This window comes from Zunongwangia endophytica (assembly GCF_030409505.1).
Taxonomy (GTDB): domain Bacteria; phylum Bacteroidota; class Bacteroidia; order Flavobacteriales; family Flavobacteriaceae; genus Zunongwangia; species Zunongwangia endophytica.
The window spans coordinates 1,142,496-1,163,471 of record NZ_JAUFPZ010000002.1 but is presented as its reverse complement, the minus strand read 5'-3'; the positions used below and the strand labels follow the sequence as shown (position 1 = coordinate 1,163,471).

The following is a 20,976-nucleotide window of genomic DNA, read 5'->3' as shown; positions in this document are numbered from 1 at the left end:
AATGTAACCAATCTGGTAGCTTTCGGGAAAATTTAAAGTAAATAGGCAGTGTGCTTTCTATATCAATTGATCTGCTCAATTTTTAAAGAGAAAGCGATTTTTTTATACTGAAATCAAAACATGTGCTTTCTCCTAAAACTGATTGAACACTAATTTTTCCACCAAGTGAATTCACTAATTTTTTTACGGTAGAAAGCCCAATACCGTTTCCTTGATTACCCTGCCTATCGGTAATATAAAGTGTTTTGAATAACTGAAAAATATTAGATAGCTGATCTTCAGGAATGCCAATTCCGTTATCTTTTACTGTGAAGTGATAAAAATTTTCATCCTTAAAACTTTCAATATCAATAACAATTTTCTCTTTGTTATTATACTTAATGCTATTGTTTATCAGGTTGATAAAAATCTGTTCTAAGGCAGATCGATTACAATTCAGCATCATATTATCTGATGGAAAATTGATTTCACATTTATCATTAATATTCATTAAATCGATAATATCTTCTAAAAGATGATGGAAATCAAATTCTACAAGATCAGAAGATGCAATGCGATCACTCTCGTAGTGATTCAGTATTCCGTTAATATAATCGCTAAGCTTTAAAGCCGACTTTTTTAAATTAGAAAGATGTTCTTGCCCCTTTTCATCAACATGATCTTTGTATCGAGCTTTAATCAAGTCTGCTGTGATAATCATATTGGCCAAAGGCATTTTCATGTCGTGAGAGACTACTCCGGCAAAATCTTTTAATAAAGAGTTGTGATCGTCTAATTCTTGCTTAATCTTTTCTAGATATAGATTTTTACGTCGCAATTCGAATAATTTCTCTACTTGCTTCGCTAAAGCTTTTAAAGCGCTTTTTTGATCTTCATTTAATTTATTAATCTTAGTATCTAGCACACATAAGGTTCCTAATGCAAAACCATTATTATCAAGTAAAGGCATACCTGCGTAATAAAGAATAGGCGATTCTGGGTTAGAAGTGAAGGGATTATCTTTAAATCGCAAATCTTCTCGTAAATCCTCGACTTCCATTAGATCATCAGGTTCAAGAATAGCATGAGCGCAGTGGGAAAGTCTCCTTTCAGATTCAGCAATCGAAGGGCCGCCATGATTAGATTTGTACCAATTTTTTTCGGTTTCAACTAAAGTAATTAGCGAGATTGGTGTTTTGCAGATGTAGGACGCAAGCTGCGTGATGTTATCGAACTCTTCTTCAGAAACTCCTTTAAGAAGCTCTATGGAATTTAGGGAACTTAAACGTTCCTTTTCATTAAGAGGTGTAGCGGGTTGGATCATGGAATTTTCGCAATTTTCTGATTGAAAAACGGAAATAACGTAAAAACGTTAAGACAAATTTAACAAATTTAAATAGAAATCAATTAAATAGGGCCATCAATATTTTTCGAAGGCTCCAAGTCCAAATAATGCAAAATCATATTTTACCGGATCTTGATGATCTAGTTTACGAAGTGCGGTATCTAATTCAGCTAAAGCTTTAGCATCGTTTTGCTTTCTTTTCAGCAATTTTAATTTTCTTGCAATATTGCCAGAATGCACATCGAGCGGGCAGGAGAGTTGTGAAGAAGAAATCGACTCCCAAATACCAAAATCGACTCCACAATTATCATTTCTTACCATCCAACGTAAAAACATGTTTATACGTTTAGCTGCGGAATTTTTTAGCGGATCGCTAACGTGTTTTTGTGTTCTTTTTTGATGCGGAAGTTCAAAAAAAATCTTTTTAAACTCATGTATTGCTGGCTGAAGCGAGATTGCAGTGGCATGAGTACTGAAAATTTTTTCCAGACCGCCGTGATTCTTATAAATATTTTGAAGGGACCACATAAAATAGCTAAGATCGATACTATTGAAGGTTCGATGTACAAAACCTTCCATGGTTTCTAAATTATTATCGCTAAAATTCAGAATAAAATCATGTGGCGATCGCTCCATGCGCTCCATAAGATCATTCGCATTTTTCAGAATACTTTTTCGATTTCCCCAAGCGATAGTTGCAGCCAAAAAACCTGCAATTTCGATATCTTCTTTTTTACTGAATTGATGCGGAATTTGAATAGGATCTGTACCTATAAAATCTGGAGTGTTATATTGATTAACTTTAAAATCTAGAAATTCTTTTAGTTCGCTTTTCTTCAAAAATATAAACTTTTAGAGGCGATGCTTAGTCGAAAATTACTTAGAAGATTACACAATTTCACCATCAACCATCGTCAATTTTCGATCGGCCATATCGGCAAGCTCTTCGTTGTGTGTTACAATTACGAAAGTTTGTCCAAATTCATCTCGTAGTTTAAAAAAGAGTTTGTGAAGATTTTCAGCAGACTCACTATCCAAATTACCAGACGGTTCATCAGCAAAAATAACTGCGGGGTTATTCATTAATGCTCGCGCTACCGCAATTCGTTGTTGTTCTCCTCCACTTAATGTTGAGGGTTTATGCTTTGCTCTATTTTTTAGTCCTAAAAAGCCTAAAAGCTCCATCGCTCTTTTTTCGGCTTCAGCTTTTGGAGTGTTTTTGATGTACGCCGGAATGCAGATGTTTTCTAACGCAGTAAATTCCGGTAATAATTGATGAAACTGGAATATAAAACCAATATGATCATTCCTGAATTTCGCCAGGCTTTTAGCATTTAGACCATAAATATCAGTTTCGTTGATTATAAGTTTAGATTCCTTATTTTTTTCAGGTAAATCTAATGTTCCCAAAATCTGAAGTAAGGTTGTTTTCCCGGCACCCGAGGCACCAACTACAGAAACAATTTCGCTTTTCGCGATATGAAGATCAACACCTTTTAAAACGTGTAAATCGCCGTAATACTTATGGATATTTTTAATTGTGATCATAACTTCTATAAACAGCTCGAAAATTAGCCAATTTAATCGCGACCCCCAAGTATAAAATCTTTTAATTATTTGCTGAAATACGAAGCGGTAGCTATCCTTTAATTTTTATTAAAATAACGTGAACGGGCTATGCCTTTGCTATTGTAAATCTTACATTTGAGATAAATATTTGCTATTTATGAAAAATGAAGAGTTAGCCACGTTGGCTGCAGGATGTTTTTGGTGTACCGAAGCTGTTTTTCAGCGTCTGGAAGGTGTGAGTGATGTGAAATCTGGATTTACCGGCGGATTCATTAAAAATCCTCCATATCGTGAAGTTGTGACGGGAAGAACGGGACATGCTGAAGGTATTCAGTTTACATTTGATCCTGAGATTATAAGTTTTCAGGAATTATTATTAATCTTCTTTTCTACTCACGATCCCACAACTTTAAATCGCCAACAAAACGATAAAGGAACGCAATATCGTAGTGCTATTTTTTATCACTCAGAAGCACAAAAGCGAATAGCAGAGCAGGTAATTGCTGAATTAGAAAATCAGGAAGTTTTTCAAGATCCTATAGTTACTGAAGTTACAGAAGCATCAGCATTTTATGAAGCGGAAGCCGAACATTATGACTTTTATAATCAGAATCGAGAACAACCTTATTGCCAATATATTATCGATCCTAAAATTAAGAAACTGAATGCTCTTTTTGCAGAAAAACTAAAGCAATAATTATAAAATATTAGTAAGTACCTGAAAACTGGCACTTTATTTGATTTAATTAACTGAATCAATACAAAAAGAAGATGCTAAAAGATAAATTGTTTTTTAAAGGACTATTGCTAGATGGTATTGGTATGCTTACTATGGGAGTTCCTTTAATTGGTCCTTTTTTGGATATTTTGTGGGCACCCTATGCTGCTCGAAAAATGAGAGAAATGTATCCCGGTAAAAAAGGAAAATTAGCTTCGGCTATTGTTTTTATAGAAGAGATTCTCCCATTTACTGATATCGTTCCGACTTTCACGTTAATGTATTTATATACTTACGTGTATAAAAAAGACACTGTTGGTCAAGTACGTACCATCGAAGTTGAAAGCTGGTAATATTATCAAATATTAAATAACAAAAAAGCCTGTTTGAATTCTCAAACAGGCTTTTTTGTTATAATGTAATTCTAAAGTTTAGGATTATAAAAACCACTGAACTGAAACCATAATATTTCTTCCAATATTGGCAATCCCATCGGTTTTAAGTCGGGAAAGATGCGCAATGTATGATTTATCCAGAAGGTTGTTTCCGTTGATAGAGATCTGCACTTCAGATTTTTCTAATTGTACTCGGCCGCCAATTCCTGCTCCTAATAAAGAATAACCTCCAGTTCTAGTTTCAAAAGCGCTGGTGTTCTCTTTATCGAAAACATTCTTTAAGCGAATAAAAGCATACTTATTTTTGATAATCTCACCTTCATTAAATTCTACTCTAAACGTATTGGTAATGCTGTTAGCCGGTATTAGCGGCAAATAAGCATCATCACTTCTTTTACCGGTTACGGTTTCAAAACTGCTTTCTATATGTAACCAATCCCATGGATGCGGGTGGATGTGAATACCTGCTTCACCACCATATAATTCAGCATCATCCTGTACATAATCATACACGGGATTTTCATTCATTGTTTCGCCTGTTGGGCTTAGATAGATGTAATTGTTGATGGTGTTGTGAAAGGCATTAGCAAAAGCTTCAAAATGCTCATTTCTCCATTCAAGAGAAAAATCTATCTGAAAGTTTTGTTCGTTATCCAGATTAGCGTTTCCAACCTCATAACGATTTGCGCCGTGATGCGAACCATTGCTGGTAAGTTCAGCTAAATTAGGAGCTCTAAATCCGCTTGCTAAATTTAGGCGTGCATTTAAATGTTTATTAAACTGATACTTCGCACCAAAGGCACCATTAAAACTATTAAAGTCACGATCGATGGCCTGAATGTATTCAGCATCATCTAAATCACCATACACTTCGCTATCGATATTTCTGGTATCATATCTTAAACCAGCCTGAAAATCCCACTTTGTTAAGTGAAAATGCGTTGTAGCGAATATTCCAAAGTCTACCGTTTCAGCATTAGGGATTAAAACTTCTTCTCCCGTATTTCTATTTTCCTGCCACATTCCCTGTATGCCGGCAATGGTTTCAAAATTACCGAGTTTAGGCAGATTATATTTAATATTATAATTGAAGGTTTCCAACTCCATATCTAAAGCAGGATCTAATGTTTCGCCTTCCTCATCGTGATGATCATGCTCTTCGTGCTCACCTTCGTGATCGTGTTCCTCTTCAGCATGATCTTCATGTTCTTCGCCATGCTCGTGGTGATCTTCAAATTCTTTTCGATTATTAAATTGATAACCAAATTTTGCATCAATACTAGAGTTTGCAAAATAAATTTTATTGTCTAAACTTAGAATATGGTTATCTATTTGTTGGTATGGCAACACAAGAGTTTTCGATGTCGTTTGTTCGCCAATTTCTTCAGGAATTCCTAGCTCGCTACGATTAAAATTGTAACGTAGATCAGATTTAAACTTTTCATTTTGATAAGCAATTCCTGTTTTTAGATCTTTTTCGTTGAATCTCGTATTAGTAACTCGATCACCATTTCCAGCTTTGTAATCTGAATGTTCTGCTAAACTCCCACGAGCGATAAACTTTAGTTTTTCTCCGGAAGTTTTTGCCATGGCACTGGCCTGATAGCCCAAAGTATTACTGAAGTAATCGCCATTTACTTCAGCATTTGTTTCTCCAACCGAAGCATATTGTTCAGGATTCAGATAAAGAACACCGCCCAGCGCATCACTTCCGTAGAGAAGAGAAGCAGGGCCTTTAATTACTTCTACACTACCTATACCTTTAGAGCTAATTCCCAAACCATGTTCACCACCAAACTGCTGATTTTCCATACGAACACCCTGAGTATACGTAAGCACACGATTAGAGCTTAATCCTCTAATTACAGGTTTCCCAATACCGACACCGGTGCTTAAGTTTTCTACTCCGGCTATTTGAGAAATTCCATCAGCAAGGGTTACTGCACCTTTTTTGTTAAGCTCAGAAACACTTTCGCGCTCTACTCGCATCACATTTTCACTTTGTAACTGGTGAAAAGGCGTCGATACAATAACTTCTTCCATTTCTACTGCGGAAGGATTTAAAACAAGCTCAAAGTTAGTTGAAGGGATCGTTACTTCTTGAGAATACGAAGTAAAACCAATCGAAGAAACCACTAATTTGCAATCTCCTGAAGGTAAATTTTTAATTATGAAATTACCATCAATATCTGTAGTAGTACCTTTTTCTAATCTTGGAAAGTAAACGGTAGCACTAAAAACAGGTTCTCCGGTTTCTTGATTCGTTATGTGACCGCTAAATTGATTTTGAGCGTATATAATAGGAGCAATTGCTATAAACAGCAAGGTAATGAGCACTGTTCTCATTGTATTTTATTTAAATGAATTACGAAAAATTTAATTCCGATCTAAGAATATCGAAAAATTGAGATCTTTAATCAAGATAGGCTAGGAGGGCCTCGAAGCTCAAAAGAGAGTTTTTGGTAATCACTTAAAAAATCGTAAAAACTAAAAATATGTTTAACCTGTGAATGAACTATAACAGGTTCGAATGTAAAAACACCGAAATTAAAAGAAGGACTCTGATGAAATTTAGCAAGATCACAATCTAAATCTGACTGATGGATGTGTTGTTTCGCATAATTATCACAAAGACCGTGATGATGACCGCTAAAAATATGTGCGCAATTAGCAATTGCCGGGAATACGATAATAAACGCCGCAAAAACTATGAGGATATTTTTAAGGGTTTTGATCATCTATTATTTAAAAAATTTACCAAGTCCAAATCTGCTTAGCATTTTCTTTTCGAAGGCCCAGAAAAACTCAAATTGGCCAAAAATCCATCCAATTGCTACCAGCAAAACCTGATAAATAGGGAATATCAGCAAGATTCTTGCAGGCCAGTAAATATACCATCCATGCTCTGAAGTAATGCCTAGAAAAGCTGTAACCGGTGTAGCTAATTTTGCAGCCGTAGATCCGGTAATTGCAAAAACTATAAAGATTACAATAAGCTGGCGGTTAGAAGTTAATCCCCAGCGTTCTTTTAATTTCTCCATGTTGCAAAGATATGAAAACCAATGAAGTTATGAAGAGTTCACCACTTAAATGCGAGTCGGGACGCTAAACCTCTGGTTATATTGCCGGCTTAAATAAACAAAATAGTAGTATAGAAGATAATTTACTTCGTATCCATAATCGATCTGAGGATCGTAATTAATTTGCTGCACGTAAAGATTATCGTTATAACGCATCGGTTGGAGCACGCGATTATTATAATCTGTTACTAAAATGCGGTTTTTATTTTCTAAGTAATTTTGAGAATAATAACCTTCAGGGCGTGCAATACTGTTTATAAACAAATTGAAGCCAGGTTCAATTATTATAATTTCATATTCCAGGCTATCATTTGCAATTCGAACGGTATCGTTTTTTGCATTGGCGTTTCTACCGCTTCTACCATTATTCTTGGTTAAACCACAGCCGTATACGAACAGCACCAATAAAACTAAATAAAGTAAATTTTTCATTAGGGCAATTTAGTTAAAAAGATATTTATTTACCACCTGTATATCCTTTTAAAACACCTTCTTCATTATTTTGCTTTCCCAGCACCATTCCAGAAGTTTCATTTATAATATTTGGATCATCCTGCTGGTCTAAAATAGTTTTTAGAAAAGAGTTATTATATTCTGATGTAGAACCTAGCGCGCTATCTATTAGAGATTCTATATCGGTGTCCCTCAAATGCTCTTCTTTCTTTTGTATGCTTAGTATTGCAACGATCACCGGAATAGCAATCTTAGTAATTTGCTGTACAGCAGTTGGAATGATATCTAAAGACACCCCTATAGTTTCTGAAATAATCGAAAGGTTTTCTCCTAAAATTATTTCACTATAATCTTCGCCGTACTCTAAAATTTCTTTTGGTTCCTGATCTGAAATTTTCTTTAAAAATTTATAAGGATCTGGAGCTACTTTTAATAATTCATAGAGACTATCGATACTGCCTTCCTGAATTTTGTTTTTGAAATTACCCAGAATGATGGGCAAAACCATACTAAAAACCGAAGAAACTTTTTCTGAAGATTCTCCGGTTTCAGTTGAAGCTTTTTTTATAATATCTTTTCCAAGATTTGTATTTAAAACATCTAATATCGAGGCCATAACTATTCATTTTTACTGAATGTAATCAATAAAATTTAGCTTGGATGTTAAAGCATTATTATAATCTTGAAAATATTATTTGAAAAAATCCATACCCGATTTTCCATGAAATTTTGAGATGATATCTTTTGCAATCTGTTCTCCGGCATTTTCTGTCGCAACTCCAGTAAGACTACCAATATGTGGCGTAAGCGAAATTCGCTCGTTCATTAAAAGCTTGATGGCTGGCGTAGGTTCGTTCTCAAATGTATCTAAGCCAGCAAATTTTAGTTTGGCTTCCTCTAAAGCTGCTATTAAGGCTTCTTCATCAATTGCTTTTCCGTTAGAAATATTAATGATTCCTGCTTCAGGCTTCATCATAGCAATTTCTTTAGCTCCTAATAATGCTGTTTTCTGAGTTGAAACACTTACACTAACAACATCTGAATTTTTTAGTACTTCTTCCAGAGAAACAGTTTCAAGCTTAATATTTACGGTTTGTTCCTGAATTTCTAATTGAACATTAGATTCAGCTACATTAGGATCTGTAGCAATTACCTTCATTCCAAAACCTAAAGCGATTTTAGCCACTTCGTGACCTACTTTTCCTAGACCAATAATTCCTAAAGTTTTGTCTTTTAGTTCGATTCCGCCGGCATAGAAATTTCTTAAGTCTTTAAAACTCATATCACCTTCTAATGGCATCGTTCTATTGGCATGATGCAGGTAACGACTTCCGCCTAATAAATGAGCAAAAACAAGTTCGGCTACAGATCTACTAGCTGATGCTGAAGCTGTGATCATCTGTATTCCATTCTTTTCGGTACGCGCTACAGAATCTAGGATTTTATGATCACCAATAACCGCAATAAATTTAAGTTGCGGGCACTCATCTACAATCTCATTCTCGATATAAGTAGATCGAGAAATGATCCCTTCAATGTTTTTAGCGTTAATATATTCTTTTAGTTGAGCTTGGGCTACTTTGACCGATAATACATTAAAGCCGGCTTCAGTTAATTGAGAAACTGCGGCTTGTGCAAGCCCATCGGTAACTAAAATATTCATGGATTGATTTAATTTAATTTTTAAGAAATTTTTTCAAAATGCTGCATTACATCGACAAGGACCTGAACACTTTCTATAGGTAAAGCATTGTACATAGAAGCACGATAGCCTCCAACACTTCTGTGGCCATTTAGACCGTTTATGTTCGCTTCTTTCCAAAGCTTATCAAAAGTTGCTTTATCTGCTCCTTCAGCCAGATTAAAAGTAGGATTCATATTAGAACGGTCTTCTTTTTCAGCAAAACCTTTAAATAAAGAATTACGATCTATTTCAGTATAAAGCAATTCTGCCTTTGCATTATTTTGTGCTTCAATTCCTGAAATTCCACCTTTATTTTTCAGCCATCTTAAATTCAGTAAAGAAGTATAAATAGCAAAAACAGATGGAGTATTGAACATGCTATCTTTATCGATATGAACTTTATAATCCATCATCGAAGGGATTTGGCGTTCTACCCTTCCTAAGATGTCTTCTTTAACCACTGCTAGCGTAACTCCCGCAGGTCCCATATTTTTTTGAGCACCAGCATAGATTAAGTCAAATTTTGAAAAATCTAAAGTTCTGGACAATATATCACTACTCATGTCACAAACTAATGGAGCGCTAGTCTCTGGAAAAGATTTCATCTGGGTACCATAAATAGTGTTATTACTGGTACAATGAAAATAGTCTGCATCTTCAGGAATCTGATAATTTTTTGGAATGTAATTGAAGTTTTTATCTTTAGAAGAAGCAACTTCTACAACCTCGCCAAACATTTTAGCTTCCTTTATTGCTTTAGAACTCCAAGTTCCTGTATTGGTATATGCTGCTTTTTTCTGAAGTAGATTGTAAGCCACCATCAAAAATTGCATACTGGCACCACCATGTAAAAATAATGCCTGATATCCTTTATTTTGAAGACCCAAAAGCTCTAGTGATAAAGCGCGCGCTTCTTCTATAACAGAAACAAATGCTTCACTACGATGCGAAATTTCTAAGATGGAAAGTCCGCTGTTATTAAAATCTAGTACTGCATGTGAAGCTTTTTCAAAAACTTCCTGTGGCAGGATGCAAGGGCCGGCACTAAAATTATGTTTTTTCATATAAACTTCAAGATTTGAAACTTTTTCAAGGATTATGGCTTCTGAAATAGATAAATATTCTATTCCAAAATCTGCCAGATATACGTTAGTTTAGGTTAATTAAGAACTGAATGGTATCTACACCATCGGCATAATCCCATAATTTGGGATGTTGTGTTTCTCCGAATTTCACTTCATTTTTCACAGAAGCTTCTTTTCTTACAACACACTGTAACTTTTCAGCTTCTTCTTCTAAATGTTGCTGAAGTTGATTTTGGTCGTCATAATATTCATAAAATAACACCGAGATAGGGGAGCCGTAGTTTTCATCTTCTTTCAGCATTAAAAATCCGTTATCAAGAATATTAAACTGACTCATTAAGTAAACCGCTTTATTGTAATCGTAATTATTCGCGTATTTGTTTTGATTGATAATGTCATTCCAATGAAAAATTCCTTTAAAGAAATGATCAAAATCGTAATTTCTAGGCAAAAATAATTTTGAGACGTTGCGACACCCTAAACCATAGTATCTAAAAATATCTTCGGAAAGTAATTTTAATTCTTCTTTGGATTCCTCACCAGTAATTATAGCGACTGAATTTCGATTCTTACGAATGATATTGGGCTTATTTTTGAAGTAATATTCAAAATATCTCGCGGTATTGTTGCTACCTGTCGCAATCACTGCATCAAAGTCTTCCAGGCGATCTTTGGTAATTCTGATCTTAGATTCAAATTCTGAATTTAATTCAGTTAAATAAGCGCAAATTAAGGGTAAAAGTTGCTTATCATTATCAGACTGTTTAATAAGCACATTATTACCGCTAATGAGAACGCTTAAAAAGTCGTGAAATCCTACCAAAGGGATGTTACCCGCCATAATTATGGCGATCGTTTTAGGAGTTTGTTCCTCTGGGAAGTCATACGGAGATAACCAGCGTTCAAGATTTCCTGAAGATAATGCTTTGCTCCATTGATCTAGAGAGAATAAGACATTTTCTTTTGTAAACCAGCCATTATGATGTACTGCTGAATTGACTTTTTTTTCAAGTTGGTCAAAATATTTCCGGTCTATTTCTGATAGATTTAAAGCAGAAGTGTCCTCAGCTTTAAAATTATTAAGAAAATCGCCTAATTTGGAAAAATATGAAATCCGTTCTTTTATTGTCATTCCTAGATTTGGTTATGAAAAGGCTTCACGTTAAATTTGTAAAAGCGAAATTAAAACTTCCTAGCTGGAAAAACTATAAAATTTCCTAAAAGCTGGCGTAGAAAATAAGATTCGCTTTATTTTTACAACTTAAAAAAACAGCTATGGCAATCATTATAACAGATGAATGTATAAACTGCGGCGCTTGTGAGCCAGAATGTCCTAATACTGCGATTTATGAAGGAGCAGATGATTGGCGCTATGCAGATGGTACCGATCTTTCTGGTGATATCGTTTTACCATCGGGTACCGAGGCAAATGCAGAAGAAGCACAGGAACCGGTAAGCGATGAATACTATTATATCGTACCAGATAAGTGTACAGAATGTAAAGGTTTTCATGAAGAGCCACAATGTGCGGCGGTATGTCCTGTAGATTGTTGTGTGCCCGATGACGATCACGTAGAGAGTGAAGAAATATTGCTAGAAAAGCAAAAGTTTATGCACGATTAAGGAATTTTTTATTCTGAAAAATATAAAGTCCGCTATTTGGCGGACTTTTTTTATGAAATTTGCACGCGTAATTCGTTTCTATATATAGAAGGAGATTTTCCAGTAAATTTTTTGAACTGTTTATTGAAGTGACTAAAATTATTAAAACCACATTCATAACAGATATCAGTAATACTCATTTGTTCTTCGTGTAAAAGTTTAGCTGCATGTGAAAGTCGATATTCGTTTACAAATTGAGTAAAAGTTTTTCCTGTAATTTTTTTGAAAAACCTACAAAACGCCGGTACCGTCATGCTGGTTAATTCTGCTACCTCTTCTAAAGCTATAGAACGCTTAAATTCTTCTTTTACAAAATTGAAAATTTGATTAATACGATTATTATCCTGTAGTTCGGTTTCTAATACAAAACCTTTAGCATTTAAGATAGTGTAATTTTTCGCTTCTTCTAAATGATTAAAAATCTCCAATAAAGCGATAAGTCGGCTAAAAGGTGAACGATACTTAAGTTCTTCAATTTTTTCACCTATATATCTTTTGTCTTCACCATGAAATACAATTCCTTTTTTAGCGGTTTCTAAAAGCGTTACAATATTTTTTGTTTCGGGAATATTGAAAAAAGTATCTCCTAAAAACTCAGGATGAATTTGAATTACGGTTTCTCGCTCGTATTTGTTCAGTTTTTCAGTAAAACCACAATGCGGCAAATTAGATCCTATTAGAATAAGATCCCCTTGGCGGTAATAGGAAACGTGACTCCCAATTTGTCGTTTACCAGATCCACTGCTTATATATACTAATTCAATTTCAGGGTGATAATGCCAAAAGTTATTAGTTTGATTTTGATGAAGATAATCGAAGGTTTCGTATTTAAAAGAACTACCAAATTGAGGTTCTATCTTTTGAAAAGCTGCTCTTTGTGATTTTATCATATCGATAACGTTTTAGTGGATTTTGGGGTGTCTTTTATGAATAATTAATTCTGTCTAAAATTACCCCATATGTGTTAAATTTGCAATATAATAGATTTACGATAATATTTTCGGTTAATATAGCACATGTTTTAGTATATTTTCTACCTAGCTGCGGCTAAGTTTCGCTTTATATTTGCTGAACAATAATTAGAGAATTAACAAAAATCCCGAAAATTATGAAAAATCTATCTAGAATAGCAGTTTTGGTTTTAGCATTAGTATTAACTAATACTTTGAGCGCTAAAGATATAGAAGTTAAAATAAACGATGACAAATTAGTAGTTGAATTAGATCATAGTCAAAAAGGATCTACTTTGGTTCTTACAGATACTAACGGAGAAGTTCTTTTTAGAGATGCACTTATGGAGACCTCTTATAAAAAAGCCTTAGATCTTCACACGATTCCAACTGGAACATATTTCTTAGACTTTGAAAAAGACGATAGTATACTTACTACTGTAATTACTAAAAATGCAGACGGTGTAACGGTAAATAGAAGTGCTTCTAAAATTTTCTTCAAACCATTTTACAAAACAGTAGAAGATAAAGTTTTGGTTTCTTTTACAAACCCAGGGTATGATAATGCAACTTTCAAAGTATACGATCAGTCAGGAAATTTAATGTCTTCTTCTACAAATAACGACTTAGTAGTTAAAAAGACTTTTGATTTTTCTGAAGTTCCTGCTGGAAAGTATGTAATCGCTCTTAAGGTAGCTGGACATACTATCACTAAGACAATAACACTAGGATAAGAAATTCCCAAACAAATTTTGAGAAAAGCCAGACTGAGAAGTTTGGTTTTTTTTATTTTATGAAATAAGACTCGTCTAACTAGTAAAATTTTAAAGTCCAAAACGCGTTTCGCTAAAATGCGCCGTGGGTTTGTTAAGGAGAAAGTTTCTATAGTTTGAAAGAAAAGCCATCATCAGCTTTTCTTTTGTATTTTTCCTGATCGAATTTGTATAAAAAAGAACCTTTTCTTGATGAACTCATGTCTTTTTCTTCCAGTTTGACCAAAATGTCAAACGAATTTATCTTATTAATAAAATTTCTTTTATCCAGTTTTTCGCCTAAAATTGCTTCATAAAGTTTTTGTAATTGGCGCATTGTGAATTTTTCAGGTAAAAGTTCAAATCCTACTGGTCCATTAGATGCTCTATAGCGAAGTCGGCTAATCGCGCGCTTTACCATTTTAGTATGGTCGAATATTAACGAAGGTGCTTCAGATAACGAAAACCATTTGGCTGAATAATTCTCTGTTAGTTCGGTGTCGTGCTCAGTAATATTAATAAGTGCAAAATAGGAAACAGATAGAGTTCGCTCCACTGGATCTCTATCTACCTTACTAAAATTATATAGTTGTTCTAGATATACATTATTTAAACCGGTGAGGTGATGGAGAATTCGATTTGCTGCATGATCTAAATTTTCATGTTTTTTTAGAAAGCCTCCCATAAGCGACCACTTTCCCTTTTCTGGTTCGAAATCTCTTTTAATAAGTAAAATCTTCAGCTCCTCGTCGTCGAAGCCGAAAATAATACAGTCCACAGCAAGTAGAATTTTATCCTCAGAACTATAACTATGAATCATTGGTTGAAATTAGTTGGGCAATTTAGGTTTTTTCAAAAATAAATCATAATTACATTAACTTTTTTGATATATTCGAAATTTTAACAATTAAAGCATGATACCACAGGATACTGCATGTTTGAGGGGATGGAATTATCAAATTCATTTATTTTAAGACCTAAAGTTAAAAATATGTAAAAAATTATTTGCAAATTTAAGTAAACTTTAATTACATTTGGAAATGTAAAATTCACACTTATAAACTAAAGTTTAACTTATGCTAATTTTAAATTTACTTTTAAGAGCATTTAGCACAACTCGAAAACCTTTTCGTGTCTTAGCCTTTTTCATTTTGATAGGCTTTTCTGCTAATGCGCAAGATGGCCAGTTGATTACTGGTACTGTAACTTCTGAAAGCGATGGTCTGCCATTGCCCGGGGTTAATGTTATTATTAAGGGTACAAACAATGGTGCAGTTACCGATATCGATGGTAATTACTCTATTGAGGCTAACGCAAACGATGTAATTGTTTATTCCTTTATTGGATTTAAGCCGCAGGAGGTTTCAGTTGGTGCCCAAACTGAAATTAATGTTGCATTATCTGATGATTTGAATGCCTTAGACGATGTCGTTGTAGTTGGATATGGTACGCAACGTAAGGAAGATCTTACGGGATCGGTTAGTGTAATAGACGCCGACGAAATCCAGAAAGTTTCTAACAGTGATGTTTCTCAAATGCTACAAGGTAGAACAGCCGGTGTTACGGTTACTGCTGATGGACAGCCGGGAGCTGGAGCAAATGTTAGAATTCGTGGAGTAGCTACTTTTGGTAATAGCCAGCCACTTTATGTTGTAGACGGTGTGCCAGTTGGAACATCGATCAGGGATTTTAATCCAAATGACATTGAAAGTATTCAGGTTCTTAAAGATGCTTCCGCAGGTGCAATCTACGGATCTAGAGCAGCCAATGGAGTTGTAATTATTACTACAAAACAAGGTAGAAAAAATTCGCCATTAAAAATTCAATACAGTGGATATTACGGTATTGATGAAGTGGCTCAAAGAATTCCTGTTTTAGGTAGAGAAGATTACCAGATGATCTCTAATGAGAAGAGATTGAATGCTGGACAGCCTCTAATACCAGGAAACGATCCTAATTCTGATTTATTTGTCGATGATATTAATACAGACTGGCAATCAGTTGGTTTAAAGAATGGACACCGACAAAATCATAACATTGGCTTATCTGGTGGTGGTGAAAATATAACTTATAATGCCTCTATCGATTATTTTGAAAATGAAGGGATTTTTGTAGGTAATGGACCAGATTATGAAAGATATTCTGGAAGAATTAATACCGTAATGGAGAAAGGAAGATTTAAGATATCTCCATCGCTTTATTACACACATAGTTTTGAAAATTCATTGACGTTTAGAGACGATGTATTAACTGGGGGACGTCCTCCTTTAATTAATGATTTAATTAATTCTATTCCAACGTTAGGAATTTACGATGAAAATAATGAAGGTGGTTATGCTGGAACGTCATCTGAAATTCACCAGGAAATTATTTTAAACGTACCGGGTATAAATAGTCTTTTTACAAATAATGTTGAAGTAGATAGAATTTTTGCGATCGTTAATCCAGAATTTAAAATTATTGATAACGACAATCACGAATTAACCTACAAGTTAAACACGAGTTATGACAAAACTCATGTGAGAAGTTTTTCTTTTGTTCCTGAATTTGAGATGGGTTATTTCTTTGGATCTGGGATATCTCGTTTAGATGACAATTCTACTATATATACTGTAGGACTTATAGAAAATACGCTGAACTATAAAACTACCTTAGGTAAAAATACTTTTGATCTTATTTTGGGGCAAACTTATCAGGAAAATAAGACTGTCATAAGAACTGCACATTCTGAAGACTTACCTAAGCCGTATTATCCTATACTTTCTAATGGTGTTAATCAAACAGTAGGAGGTCAGCAAATTGAAAGCTCAATTGCGTCATATTTTGGTAGACTTAACTATAATTTTGACGATAGATATCTTTTAACAGCGACGTTAAGAAGAGATGGTTCTTCTAGGTTTAAGGAAGAAAATAGATGGGGAACTTTTCCATCTGTAGCTTTAGGATGGAGAATAAATAACGAAGAGTTTTTTAATGTTTCTGATGATCTAGTAAGTAATCTAAAATTAAGAGTAAGTTATGGTGAACTTGGTAATCAAAACATAGGTGATTATCTTTATCAGGCAGTTATCAATAGAACTATTCCGTATAACTTCAATCTAAATAGAGTTTTAGGTGGCTTGCAAACTAGTGTTATTAACGAAGATATAATTTGGGAGACTACAAAATCGCTAGATATAGGATTGGAAACTAGCTTGTTTAATAACAGGATTGATGTAACTCTGGACTATTATAGAAGAGAGACGGAAGATATACTAGTAGGAGTTCCAATTCCGTGGTCAACAGGTTCTGTTAATGTAAATCCTTTAGTAAATGCTGGTAGTATTAGAAATTCTGGTTTCGAGGGAGAAGTAACTTATCATTATACTAGTGAAGATTTTAATTTTGATATTTCTGCAAATGCGAGTACTATAGATAATGAAGTATTAGCATTAGGAGGAAATCAAGAGCCGATTAATGGAACTGGATCTAGGACCCAGATCGGAAGAGAAGTAGGCGAACATTTCGGATTTGTGTATGACGGTATTTTTCAAACTCAGGCAGAAGTGGATGATCATGCGCTTCAACCTGGAGCTGCGCCCGGGGATGTAAGATTTGAAGACCTAAATGGTGACGGCGAAATCAATGCTGATGATAGAACATTTTTAGGTAGCGCGCTTCCAAGTGTTACTTTTGGATTAAATTTCACAGCTAATTATAAAAGATTTGATTTTACTATGTTTACTTCAGGTGCAGCAGGTTACTATATAAATAGTAGATTATATAGATCGCTAATGCTTTCTACTGGATACATTAATGCTCATGAAGATATTTTGGATCGATGGACACCGGATAATACAGATACGAATATTCCTCGTGTTGTTGCCGATGATCCTAATAACAATGCACGTGATTCCAACAGGCCAGGTTGGTTGCAAAAAGGAGATTATCTACGAATCAATACCTTGTCTTTAGGATATACTTTACCAGAAGATGTTTTTGATAGTGCTATAAACTCTTTGAGAGTGTATGGAACAGTTCAAAATTTACACACTTTTCAGCACTATAAAGGATACAATCCTGATTTTAATTCGGGAATCTTGAATCCAGGTTTTGATAATGGAACTTATCCAAGACCTAGGACTTTTATGCTAGGTGTTGATTTATCATTTTAAAAAAGAATATTATGAAAGTTAGAAATATATTAATGCTATCTATAGGCATGCTAGCAATTACTGGTTGTGAAGATGAACTAAACTTAGAAAATCCAAACAGCATGACCGCTTCTCTGTATTGGGCAGATGAAGATCAAGCTTTAGCTGGAATCAATGCTGTATATACTCCTCTTATTAACGACGGATATTATATGAGGATGACTCCTGCTTTGACGGATGGCCGTGCAGATGATTTTAAGGCAGATAGTCCATGGCCAGATTTGGGCCAAATCTCGAATTTTACTATTTTGCCTACTTCAGATCCAATAAGATGGATGTGGGAAGCTTATTATCAACAGGTTTTTAGAGCCAATCAAGTGTTACAAAATGCTCCAGATATTGAAATGGATGAGGATCTAAAGCAAAGAATTCTAGGTCAGGCATATTTTTTAAGAGGTTTGGCTTATTTTCATTTGGCCATCAATTTTGAAAAAGTACCTATTCCCCTAACTCCTGCTCAAGTTCAAGAGGATTATTATCAACCAACAGGTACAGAAGAAGAATTATGGACGCAAATAAAATCTGATTTTGCTCAAGCTCAGCAAATGCTACCGGTCGATTATGAAAATGTAAACGGACCCGATCGAGCTCAGTTAGGAAGAGCAACCAAAGGTGCAGCTACAGGTTTTTTAGGTAAAGCACATTTATATCAAGAAGAATGGAGCGATGCAGCTGCTGAGTTTAGAAAATTGATTGATGGCCCAGAAGTAAATATCTATTCATTAATGGATGATTATAGAGATAATTTTAGTCCATTTAGTGAAAATAATGCAGAATCTTTATTTGAAGTTCAATTTGCTAATCCAGATCAAGTAGGAGGTTCTGTCAAAAATTACGGTGGAGAGCCACAGAATGCTTGGCAGCAAGTTTCTTCAACTGGTCATACTTATGCACAAGACGGGTTTGGATACTCAGATTTTCTGCCTACAAGATGGATTTATAATAAATACAAAGAAGAAGAAACCGTAGATGACAATATAGATCCTAGATTGTTAGTAACTATTGCTTCTAACGAACCAGAAGCAAATTCAACCACAGTATACGGAGGAGTAGAATGGCCACATGCTCCCGATGCTATTTATCCAAGAAAGTACACACATGATGGTTTAGGTTTTGATTCTGAAAGTGAGGGAGGTAACGAACTTTCTGAAATTAACTATCGCTTAATGAGATATGCTGATGTTTTACTAATGTATGCAGAGGCTTTAAATGAATTGGGGCAGACGCAAGAGGCGTATCAGTATATAAATCAAGTTAGAAATAGAGCAAATCTTGCAGATCTTGAGGATATTGCGCCAAGTCTTTCTCAAGAAGATATGAGAGATCAATTGGCAGAAGAAAGAGCACTAGAGTTCGCAATTGAAAGTATAAGATGGCATGATATTAGACGATGGGGATGGTTATATGATGCTGATAAATTAGCTGAACTTAGATCGCGCGATAATGAATTTGACTCTTGGAGAGCCGGAAAAGAGTATTTGCCTATTCCACAATCTGAGTTAGATGTAAATCCTAACGCTGAACCAAATTCAGCTAATTAATAAACCATTTTTAATTGACTATGAAGAAAAACAGCTTAACAAGATTATCAATAGTTTTATTTCTATTAGGATTTTCAGGACTTAGTGCTCAAACTAAGGTTGATATTGAGGATCAAGATTCCTTATTGATCAATAGAAATATCTACGGTCATTTCGCAGAACATTTAGGACGTAGTATTTACGATGGTTTATATGTAGGAGAGGCTAGTGATATTCCAAATACCGATGGGGTAAGGAATGATCTTATCGAAGCCTTAAAAAATCTTCAAATTCCGATCTTAAGATGGCCGGGAGGATGTTTTGCTGATACTTACCATTGGATGGACGGGATCGGTCCCAAAGAGGATCGCCCGACAATAGTGAATCAATGGTGGGGTGGAGTTACCGAGGATAATAGCTTTGGTACGCATAACTTTCTTAACCTTTGTGAAGAGCTTGGAGCCGAGCCTTATTTAGCGGCGAATATTGGTAGTGGTACCGTAAAAGAATTTGCAGATTGGATTCAATATGTAAATCATGATGGTACTAGTCCTATGGCAGATCTTCGTAAAGAAAATGGAAGAGAAAAATCATGGGGAGTCAAATATTGGGGTGTAGGTAACGAGATGTGGGGCTGTGGTGGAAACATGACACCAGAATATTACGCAAATCTTTACCGTCAGTATGCTACATTTATGACCAGCTGGGATAATGAAACTGGTTTATATCGTATCGCTTCTGGTGCTAATGTGGATGATTATCACTGGACAGAAGTTTTGATGCGTGATGTTCCTCATAATCTAATTGAAGGTGTGGCTTTACATTCTTATTCTTTTGTAGAGTGGGGTAATAAAGGAGACGCTGTAGATTTTAACGAGGCACAGTATTTTTCTACTATGCATACAGCTTTAAGAATGGAAGAGTTGGTAACTAAGCATAGTGCGATAATGGATAAATATGATCCTAAAGGAAATATTGAGCTTATCGTAGATGAGTGGGGAGGATGGTATGACGTTCAGGAAGATACAAATCCTGGGTTTTTATATCAACAAAATACGATGCGTGATGCAATGATTGCGGGAGTTTCCTTAAACATCTTCAACAATCATAGTAAACGTGTGAAAATGGCAAATCTTGCTCAAACTGTTAACGTATTACAAGCAGTAGCGCTAACTGATGGAGCTAAGATGTTATTGACACCTACGTATCATGTAATGGAAATGTATAAAGTTCATCAAGATGCTAAGTTACTTCCGGTTTCTTTTGATTCACCTCAATATTCTTATGAAGGAGAATCTCTACCTGCAGTATCAGTATCTGCGTCTAAAGACGATAAGAATGTTATTCATATTTCCGCGGTGAATATAGATTCTGAAAAAGAGAACGAAGTTGAGTTCGATCTTTCAGGATTTGATATCGATGATTTTGATGCAGAAATATTGGTTTCTGATAAACTTCAGGATCACAATACTTTTGATATTCCAGAAAAAATAATTCCGAAACAATTCAAAGATTTTAAATTCAAAAGAGGGAACTTGAAGATTACTTTACCTCCTTTTTCTGTAGTTGTTTTGGAGAGTAAATAAAAATT

At 34.8% G+C, this 20,976-nt stretch carries 20 protein-coding genes; 7 read left to right on the top strand and 13 right to left on the bottom strand.

The features are described from left to right. Positions 1–82: 82 nt before the first annotated feature. The 3 genes from QWY91_RS05250 to QWY91_RS05240 form a co-directional block, all read right to left on the bottom strand. Positions 83–1,303, bottom strand: coding sequence for a sensor histidine kinase (locus tag QWY91_RS05250; protein WP_290232321.1), 1,221 nt, complete (start codon positions 1,301–1,303; stop codon positions 83–85). A gap of 96 nt (positions 1,304–1,399) precedes the next feature. Continuing rightward, positions 1,400–2,164 (bottom strand): TIGR02757 family protein, encoded by a 765-nt coding sequence (locus QWY91_RS05245; protein WP_290232319.1) that lies wholly within the window; start codon positions 2,162–2,164, stop codon positions 1,400–1,402. 48 nt (positions 2,165–2,212) lie between these two features. Continuing rightward, positions 2,213–2,872: an ABC transporter ATP-binding protein gene (locus QWY91_RS05240; protein WP_290232317.1), complete on the bottom strand. Its 660-nt coding sequence runs from the start codon at positions 2,870–2,872 to the stop codon at positions 2,213–2,215. A 178-nt stretch (positions 2,873–3,050) separates the two neighbouring features. Here QWY91_RS05240 and msrA point away from each other — a divergent pair, with 178 nt between their 5' ends. Further along, positions 3,051–3,590, top strand: coding sequence for a peptide-methionine (S)-S-oxide reductase MsrA (gene msrA / locus QWY91_RS05235; RefSeq protein WP_290232315.1), 540 nt, complete (start codon positions 3,051–3,053; stop codon positions 3,588–3,590). A gap of 74 nt (positions 3,591–3,664) precedes the next feature. After that, the gene (locus QWY91_RS05230; protein WP_290232313.1) at positions 3,665–3,964 is read left to right on the top strand and encodes a hypothetical protein; all 300 of its coding nucleotides are present in this window, start codon (positions 3,665–3,667) and stop codon (positions 3,962–3,964) included. An 84-nt stretch (positions 3,965–4,048) separates the two neighbouring features. On the opposite strand, the gene QWY91_RS05225 is transcribed toward QWY91_RS05230, so the two are convergent. The 8 genes from QWY91_RS05225 to QWY91_RS05190 form a co-directional block, all read right to left on the bottom strand. Then, positions 4,049–6,352: a TonB-dependent receptor gene (locus QWY91_RS05225; protein ID WP_290232311.1), complete on the bottom strand. Its 2,304-nt coding sequence runs from the start codon at positions 6,350–6,352 to the stop codon at positions 4,049–4,051. Between the two features lie 71 nt (positions 6,353–6,423). Continuing rightward, positions 6,424–6,744 (bottom strand): hypothetical protein, encoded by a 321-nt coding sequence (locus QWY91_RS05220; RefSeq protein ID WP_290232309.1) that lies wholly within the window; start codon positions 6,742–6,744, stop codon positions 6,424–6,426. 3 nt (positions 6,745–6,747) lie between these two features. Continuing rightward, the gene (locus QWY91_RS05215; RefSeq protein ID WP_290232307.1) at positions 6,748–7,047 is read right to left on the bottom strand and encodes a DUF6787 family protein; all 300 of its coding nucleotides are present in this window, start codon (positions 7,045–7,047) and stop codon (positions 6,748–6,750) included. Between the two features lie 45 nt (positions 7,048–7,092). Continuing rightward, the gene (locus tag QWY91_RS05210) at positions 7,093–7,518 is read right to left on the bottom strand and encodes a DUF6146 family protein (RefSeq protein ID WP_290232305.1); all 426 of its coding nucleotides are present in this window, start codon (positions 7,516–7,518) and stop codon (positions 7,093–7,095) included. Positions 7,519–7,543: 25 nt separating this feature from the next. Continuing rightward, complete coding sequence (locus QWY91_RS05205; RefSeq protein WP_290232303.1) at positions 7,544–8,155, bottom strand: DUF937 domain-containing protein; 612 nt, start codon at positions 8,153–8,155, stop codon at positions 7,544–7,546. A 75-nt stretch (positions 8,156–8,230) separates the two neighbouring features. Continuing rightward, positions 8,231–9,202, bottom strand: coding sequence for an NAD(P)-dependent oxidoreductase (locus QWY91_RS05200; protein ID WP_290232301.1), 972 nt, complete (start codon positions 9,200–9,202; stop codon positions 8,231–8,233). Between the two features lie 20 nt (positions 9,203–9,222). Further along, on the bottom strand, positions 9,223–10,287 hold the full coding sequence (gene serC, locus QWY91_RS05195) for a 3-phosphoserine/phosphohydroxythreonine transaminase (protein ID WP_290232299.1): 1,065 nt from the start codon (positions 10,285–10,287) through the stop codon (positions 9,223–9,225). An 85-nt stretch (positions 10,288–10,372) separates the two neighbouring features. Beyond that, complete coding sequence (locus QWY91_RS05190; RefSeq protein ID WP_290232297.1) at positions 10,373–11,440, bottom strand: acyl-CoA reductase; 1,068 nt, start codon at positions 11,438–11,440, stop codon at positions 10,373–10,375. Positions 11,441–11,583: 143 nt separating this feature from the next. On the opposite strand from QWY91_RS05190, the gene QWY91_RS05185 reads away from it, so the two are divergent. Continuing rightward, positions 11,584–11,931 (top strand): 4Fe-4S dicluster domain-containing protein, encoded by a 348-nt coding sequence (locus QWY91_RS05185; RefSeq protein ID WP_290232296.1) that lies wholly within the window; start codon positions 11,584–11,586, stop codon positions 11,929–11,931. Positions 11,932–11,981: 50 nt separating this feature from the next. Here the strand turns inward: QWY91_RS05185 and QWY91_RS05180 are convergent, their stop codons facing one another. Further along, positions 11,982–12,860 (bottom strand): AraC family transcriptional regulator, encoded by an 879-nt coding sequence (locus QWY91_RS05180; protein ID WP_290232295.1) that lies wholly within the window; start codon positions 12,858–12,860, stop codon positions 11,982–11,984. A 218-nt stretch (positions 12,861–13,078) separates the two neighbouring features. On the opposite strand from QWY91_RS05180, the gene QWY91_RS05175 reads away from it, so the two are divergent. Beyond that, positions 13,079–13,654, top strand: a complete 576-nt coding sequence (locus QWY91_RS05175; protein WP_290232294.1) for a T9SS type A sorting domain-containing protein — start codon at positions 13,079–13,081, stop codon at positions 13,652–13,654. A gap of 148 nt (positions 13,655–13,802) precedes the next feature. Here the strand turns inward: QWY91_RS05175 and QWY91_RS05170 are convergent, their stop codons facing one another. Next, the gene (locus tag QWY91_RS05170) at positions 13,803–14,492 is read right to left on the bottom strand and encodes an NUDIX hydrolase (RefSeq protein WP_290232293.1); all 690 of its coding nucleotides are present in this window, start codon (positions 14,490–14,492) and stop codon (positions 13,803–13,805) included. 256 nt (positions 14,493–14,748) lie between these two features. On the opposite strand from QWY91_RS05170, the gene QWY91_RS05165 reads away from it, so the two are divergent. The 3 genes from QWY91_RS05165 to QWY91_RS05155 are packed head-to-tail and all read left to right on the top strand — an operon-like array spanning position 14,749 to position 20,971. Further along, positions 14,749–17,826, top strand: a complete 3,078-nt coding sequence (locus tag QWY91_RS05165; RefSeq protein ID WP_290232292.1) for a SusC/RagA family TonB-linked outer membrane protein — start codon at positions 14,749–14,751, stop codon at positions 17,824–17,826. Positions 17,827–17,837: 11 nt separating this feature from the next. After that, positions 17,838–19,406, top strand: coding sequence for a RagB/SusD family nutrient uptake outer membrane protein (locus QWY91_RS05160; protein ID WP_290232291.1), 1,569 nt, complete (start codon positions 17,838–17,840; stop codon positions 19,404–19,406). 20 nt (positions 19,407–19,426) lie between these two features. After that, positions 19,427–20,971, top strand: coding sequence for an alpha-N-arabinofuranosidase (locus tag QWY91_RS05155; protein ID WP_290232290.1), 1,545 nt, complete (start codon positions 19,427–19,429; stop codon positions 20,969–20,971). Positions 20,972–20,976: the final 5 nt, after the last annotated feature.

Bases quoted from the DNA above. Each gene is read 5' to 3' on its own strand.
- QWY91_RS05220 (WP_290232309.1), bottom strand. From the start codon at position 6,744: ATGATCAAAACCCTTAAAAATATCCTCATAGTTTTTGCGGCGTTTATT.
- QWY91_RS05250 (WP_290232321.1), bottom strand. From the start codon at position 1,303: ATGATCCAACCCGCTACACCTCTTAATGAAAAGGAACGTTTAAGTTCC.
- QWY91_RS05230 (WP_290232313.1), top strand. From the start codon at position 3,665: ATGCTAAAAGATAAATTGTTTTTTAAAGGACTATTGCTAGATGGTATT.
- QWY91_RS05210 (WP_290232305.1), bottom strand. From the start codon at position 7,518: ATGAAAAATTTACTTTATTTAGTTTTATTGGTGCTGTTCGTATACGGC.
- QWY91_RS05160 (WP_290232291.1), top strand. From the start codon at position 17,838: ATGAAAGTTAGAAATATATTAATGCTATCTATAGGCATGCTAGCAATT.
- QWY91_RS05180 (WP_290232295.1), bottom strand. From the start codon at position 12,860: ATGATAAAATCACAAAGAGCAGCTTTTCAAAAGATAGAACCTCAATTT.
- QWY91_RS05205 (WP_290232303.1), bottom strand. From the start codon at position 8,155: ATGGCCTCGATATTAGATGTTTTAAATACAAATCTTGGAAAAGATATT.
- QWY91_RS05200 (WP_290232301.1), bottom strand. From the start codon at position 9,202: ATGAATATTTTAGTTACCGATGGGCTTGCACAAGCCGCAGTTTCTCAA.
- QWY91_RS05240 (WP_290232317.1), bottom strand. From the start codon at position 2,872: ATGATCACAATTAAAAATATCCATAAGTATTACGGCGATTTACACGTT.
- QWY91_RS05190 (WP_290232297.1), bottom strand. From the start codon at position 11,440: ATGACAATAAAAGAACGGATTTCATATTTTTCCAAATTAGGCGATTTT.
- QWY91_RS05225 (WP_290232311.1), bottom strand. From the start codon at position 6,352: ATGAGAACAGTGCTCATTACCTTGCTGTTTATAGCAATTGCTCCTATT.
- QWY91_RS05215 (WP_290232307.1), bottom strand. From the start codon at position 7,047: ATGGAGAAATTAAAAGAACGCTGGGGATTAACTTCTAACCGCCAGCTT.
- msrA (WP_290232315.1), top strand. From the start codon at position 3,051: ATGAAAAATGAAGAGTTAGCCACGTTGGCTGCAGGATGTTTTTGGTGT.
- serC (WP_290232299.1), bottom strand. From the start codon at position 10,287: ATGAAAAAACATAATTTTAGTGCCGGCCCTTGCATCCTGCCACAGGAA.
- QWY91_RS05155 (WP_290232290.1), top strand. From the start codon at position 19,427: ATGAAGAAAAACAGCTTAACAAGATTATCAATAGTTTTATTTCTATTA.
- QWY91_RS05165 (WP_290232292.1), top strand. From the start codon at position 14,749: ATGCTAATTTTAAATTTACTTTTAAGAGCATTTAGCACAACTCGAAAA.
- QWY91_RS05185 (WP_290232296.1), top strand. From the start codon at position 11,584: ATGGCAATCATTATAACAGATGAATGTATAAACTGCGGCGCTTGTGAG.
- QWY91_RS05170 (WP_290232293.1), bottom strand. From the start codon at position 14,492: ATGATTCATAGTTATAGTTCTGAGGATAAAATTCTACTTGCTGTGGAC.
- QWY91_RS05175 (WP_290232294.1), top strand. From the start codon at position 13,079: ATGAAAAATCTATCTAGAATAGCAGTTTTGGTTTTAGCATTAGTATTA.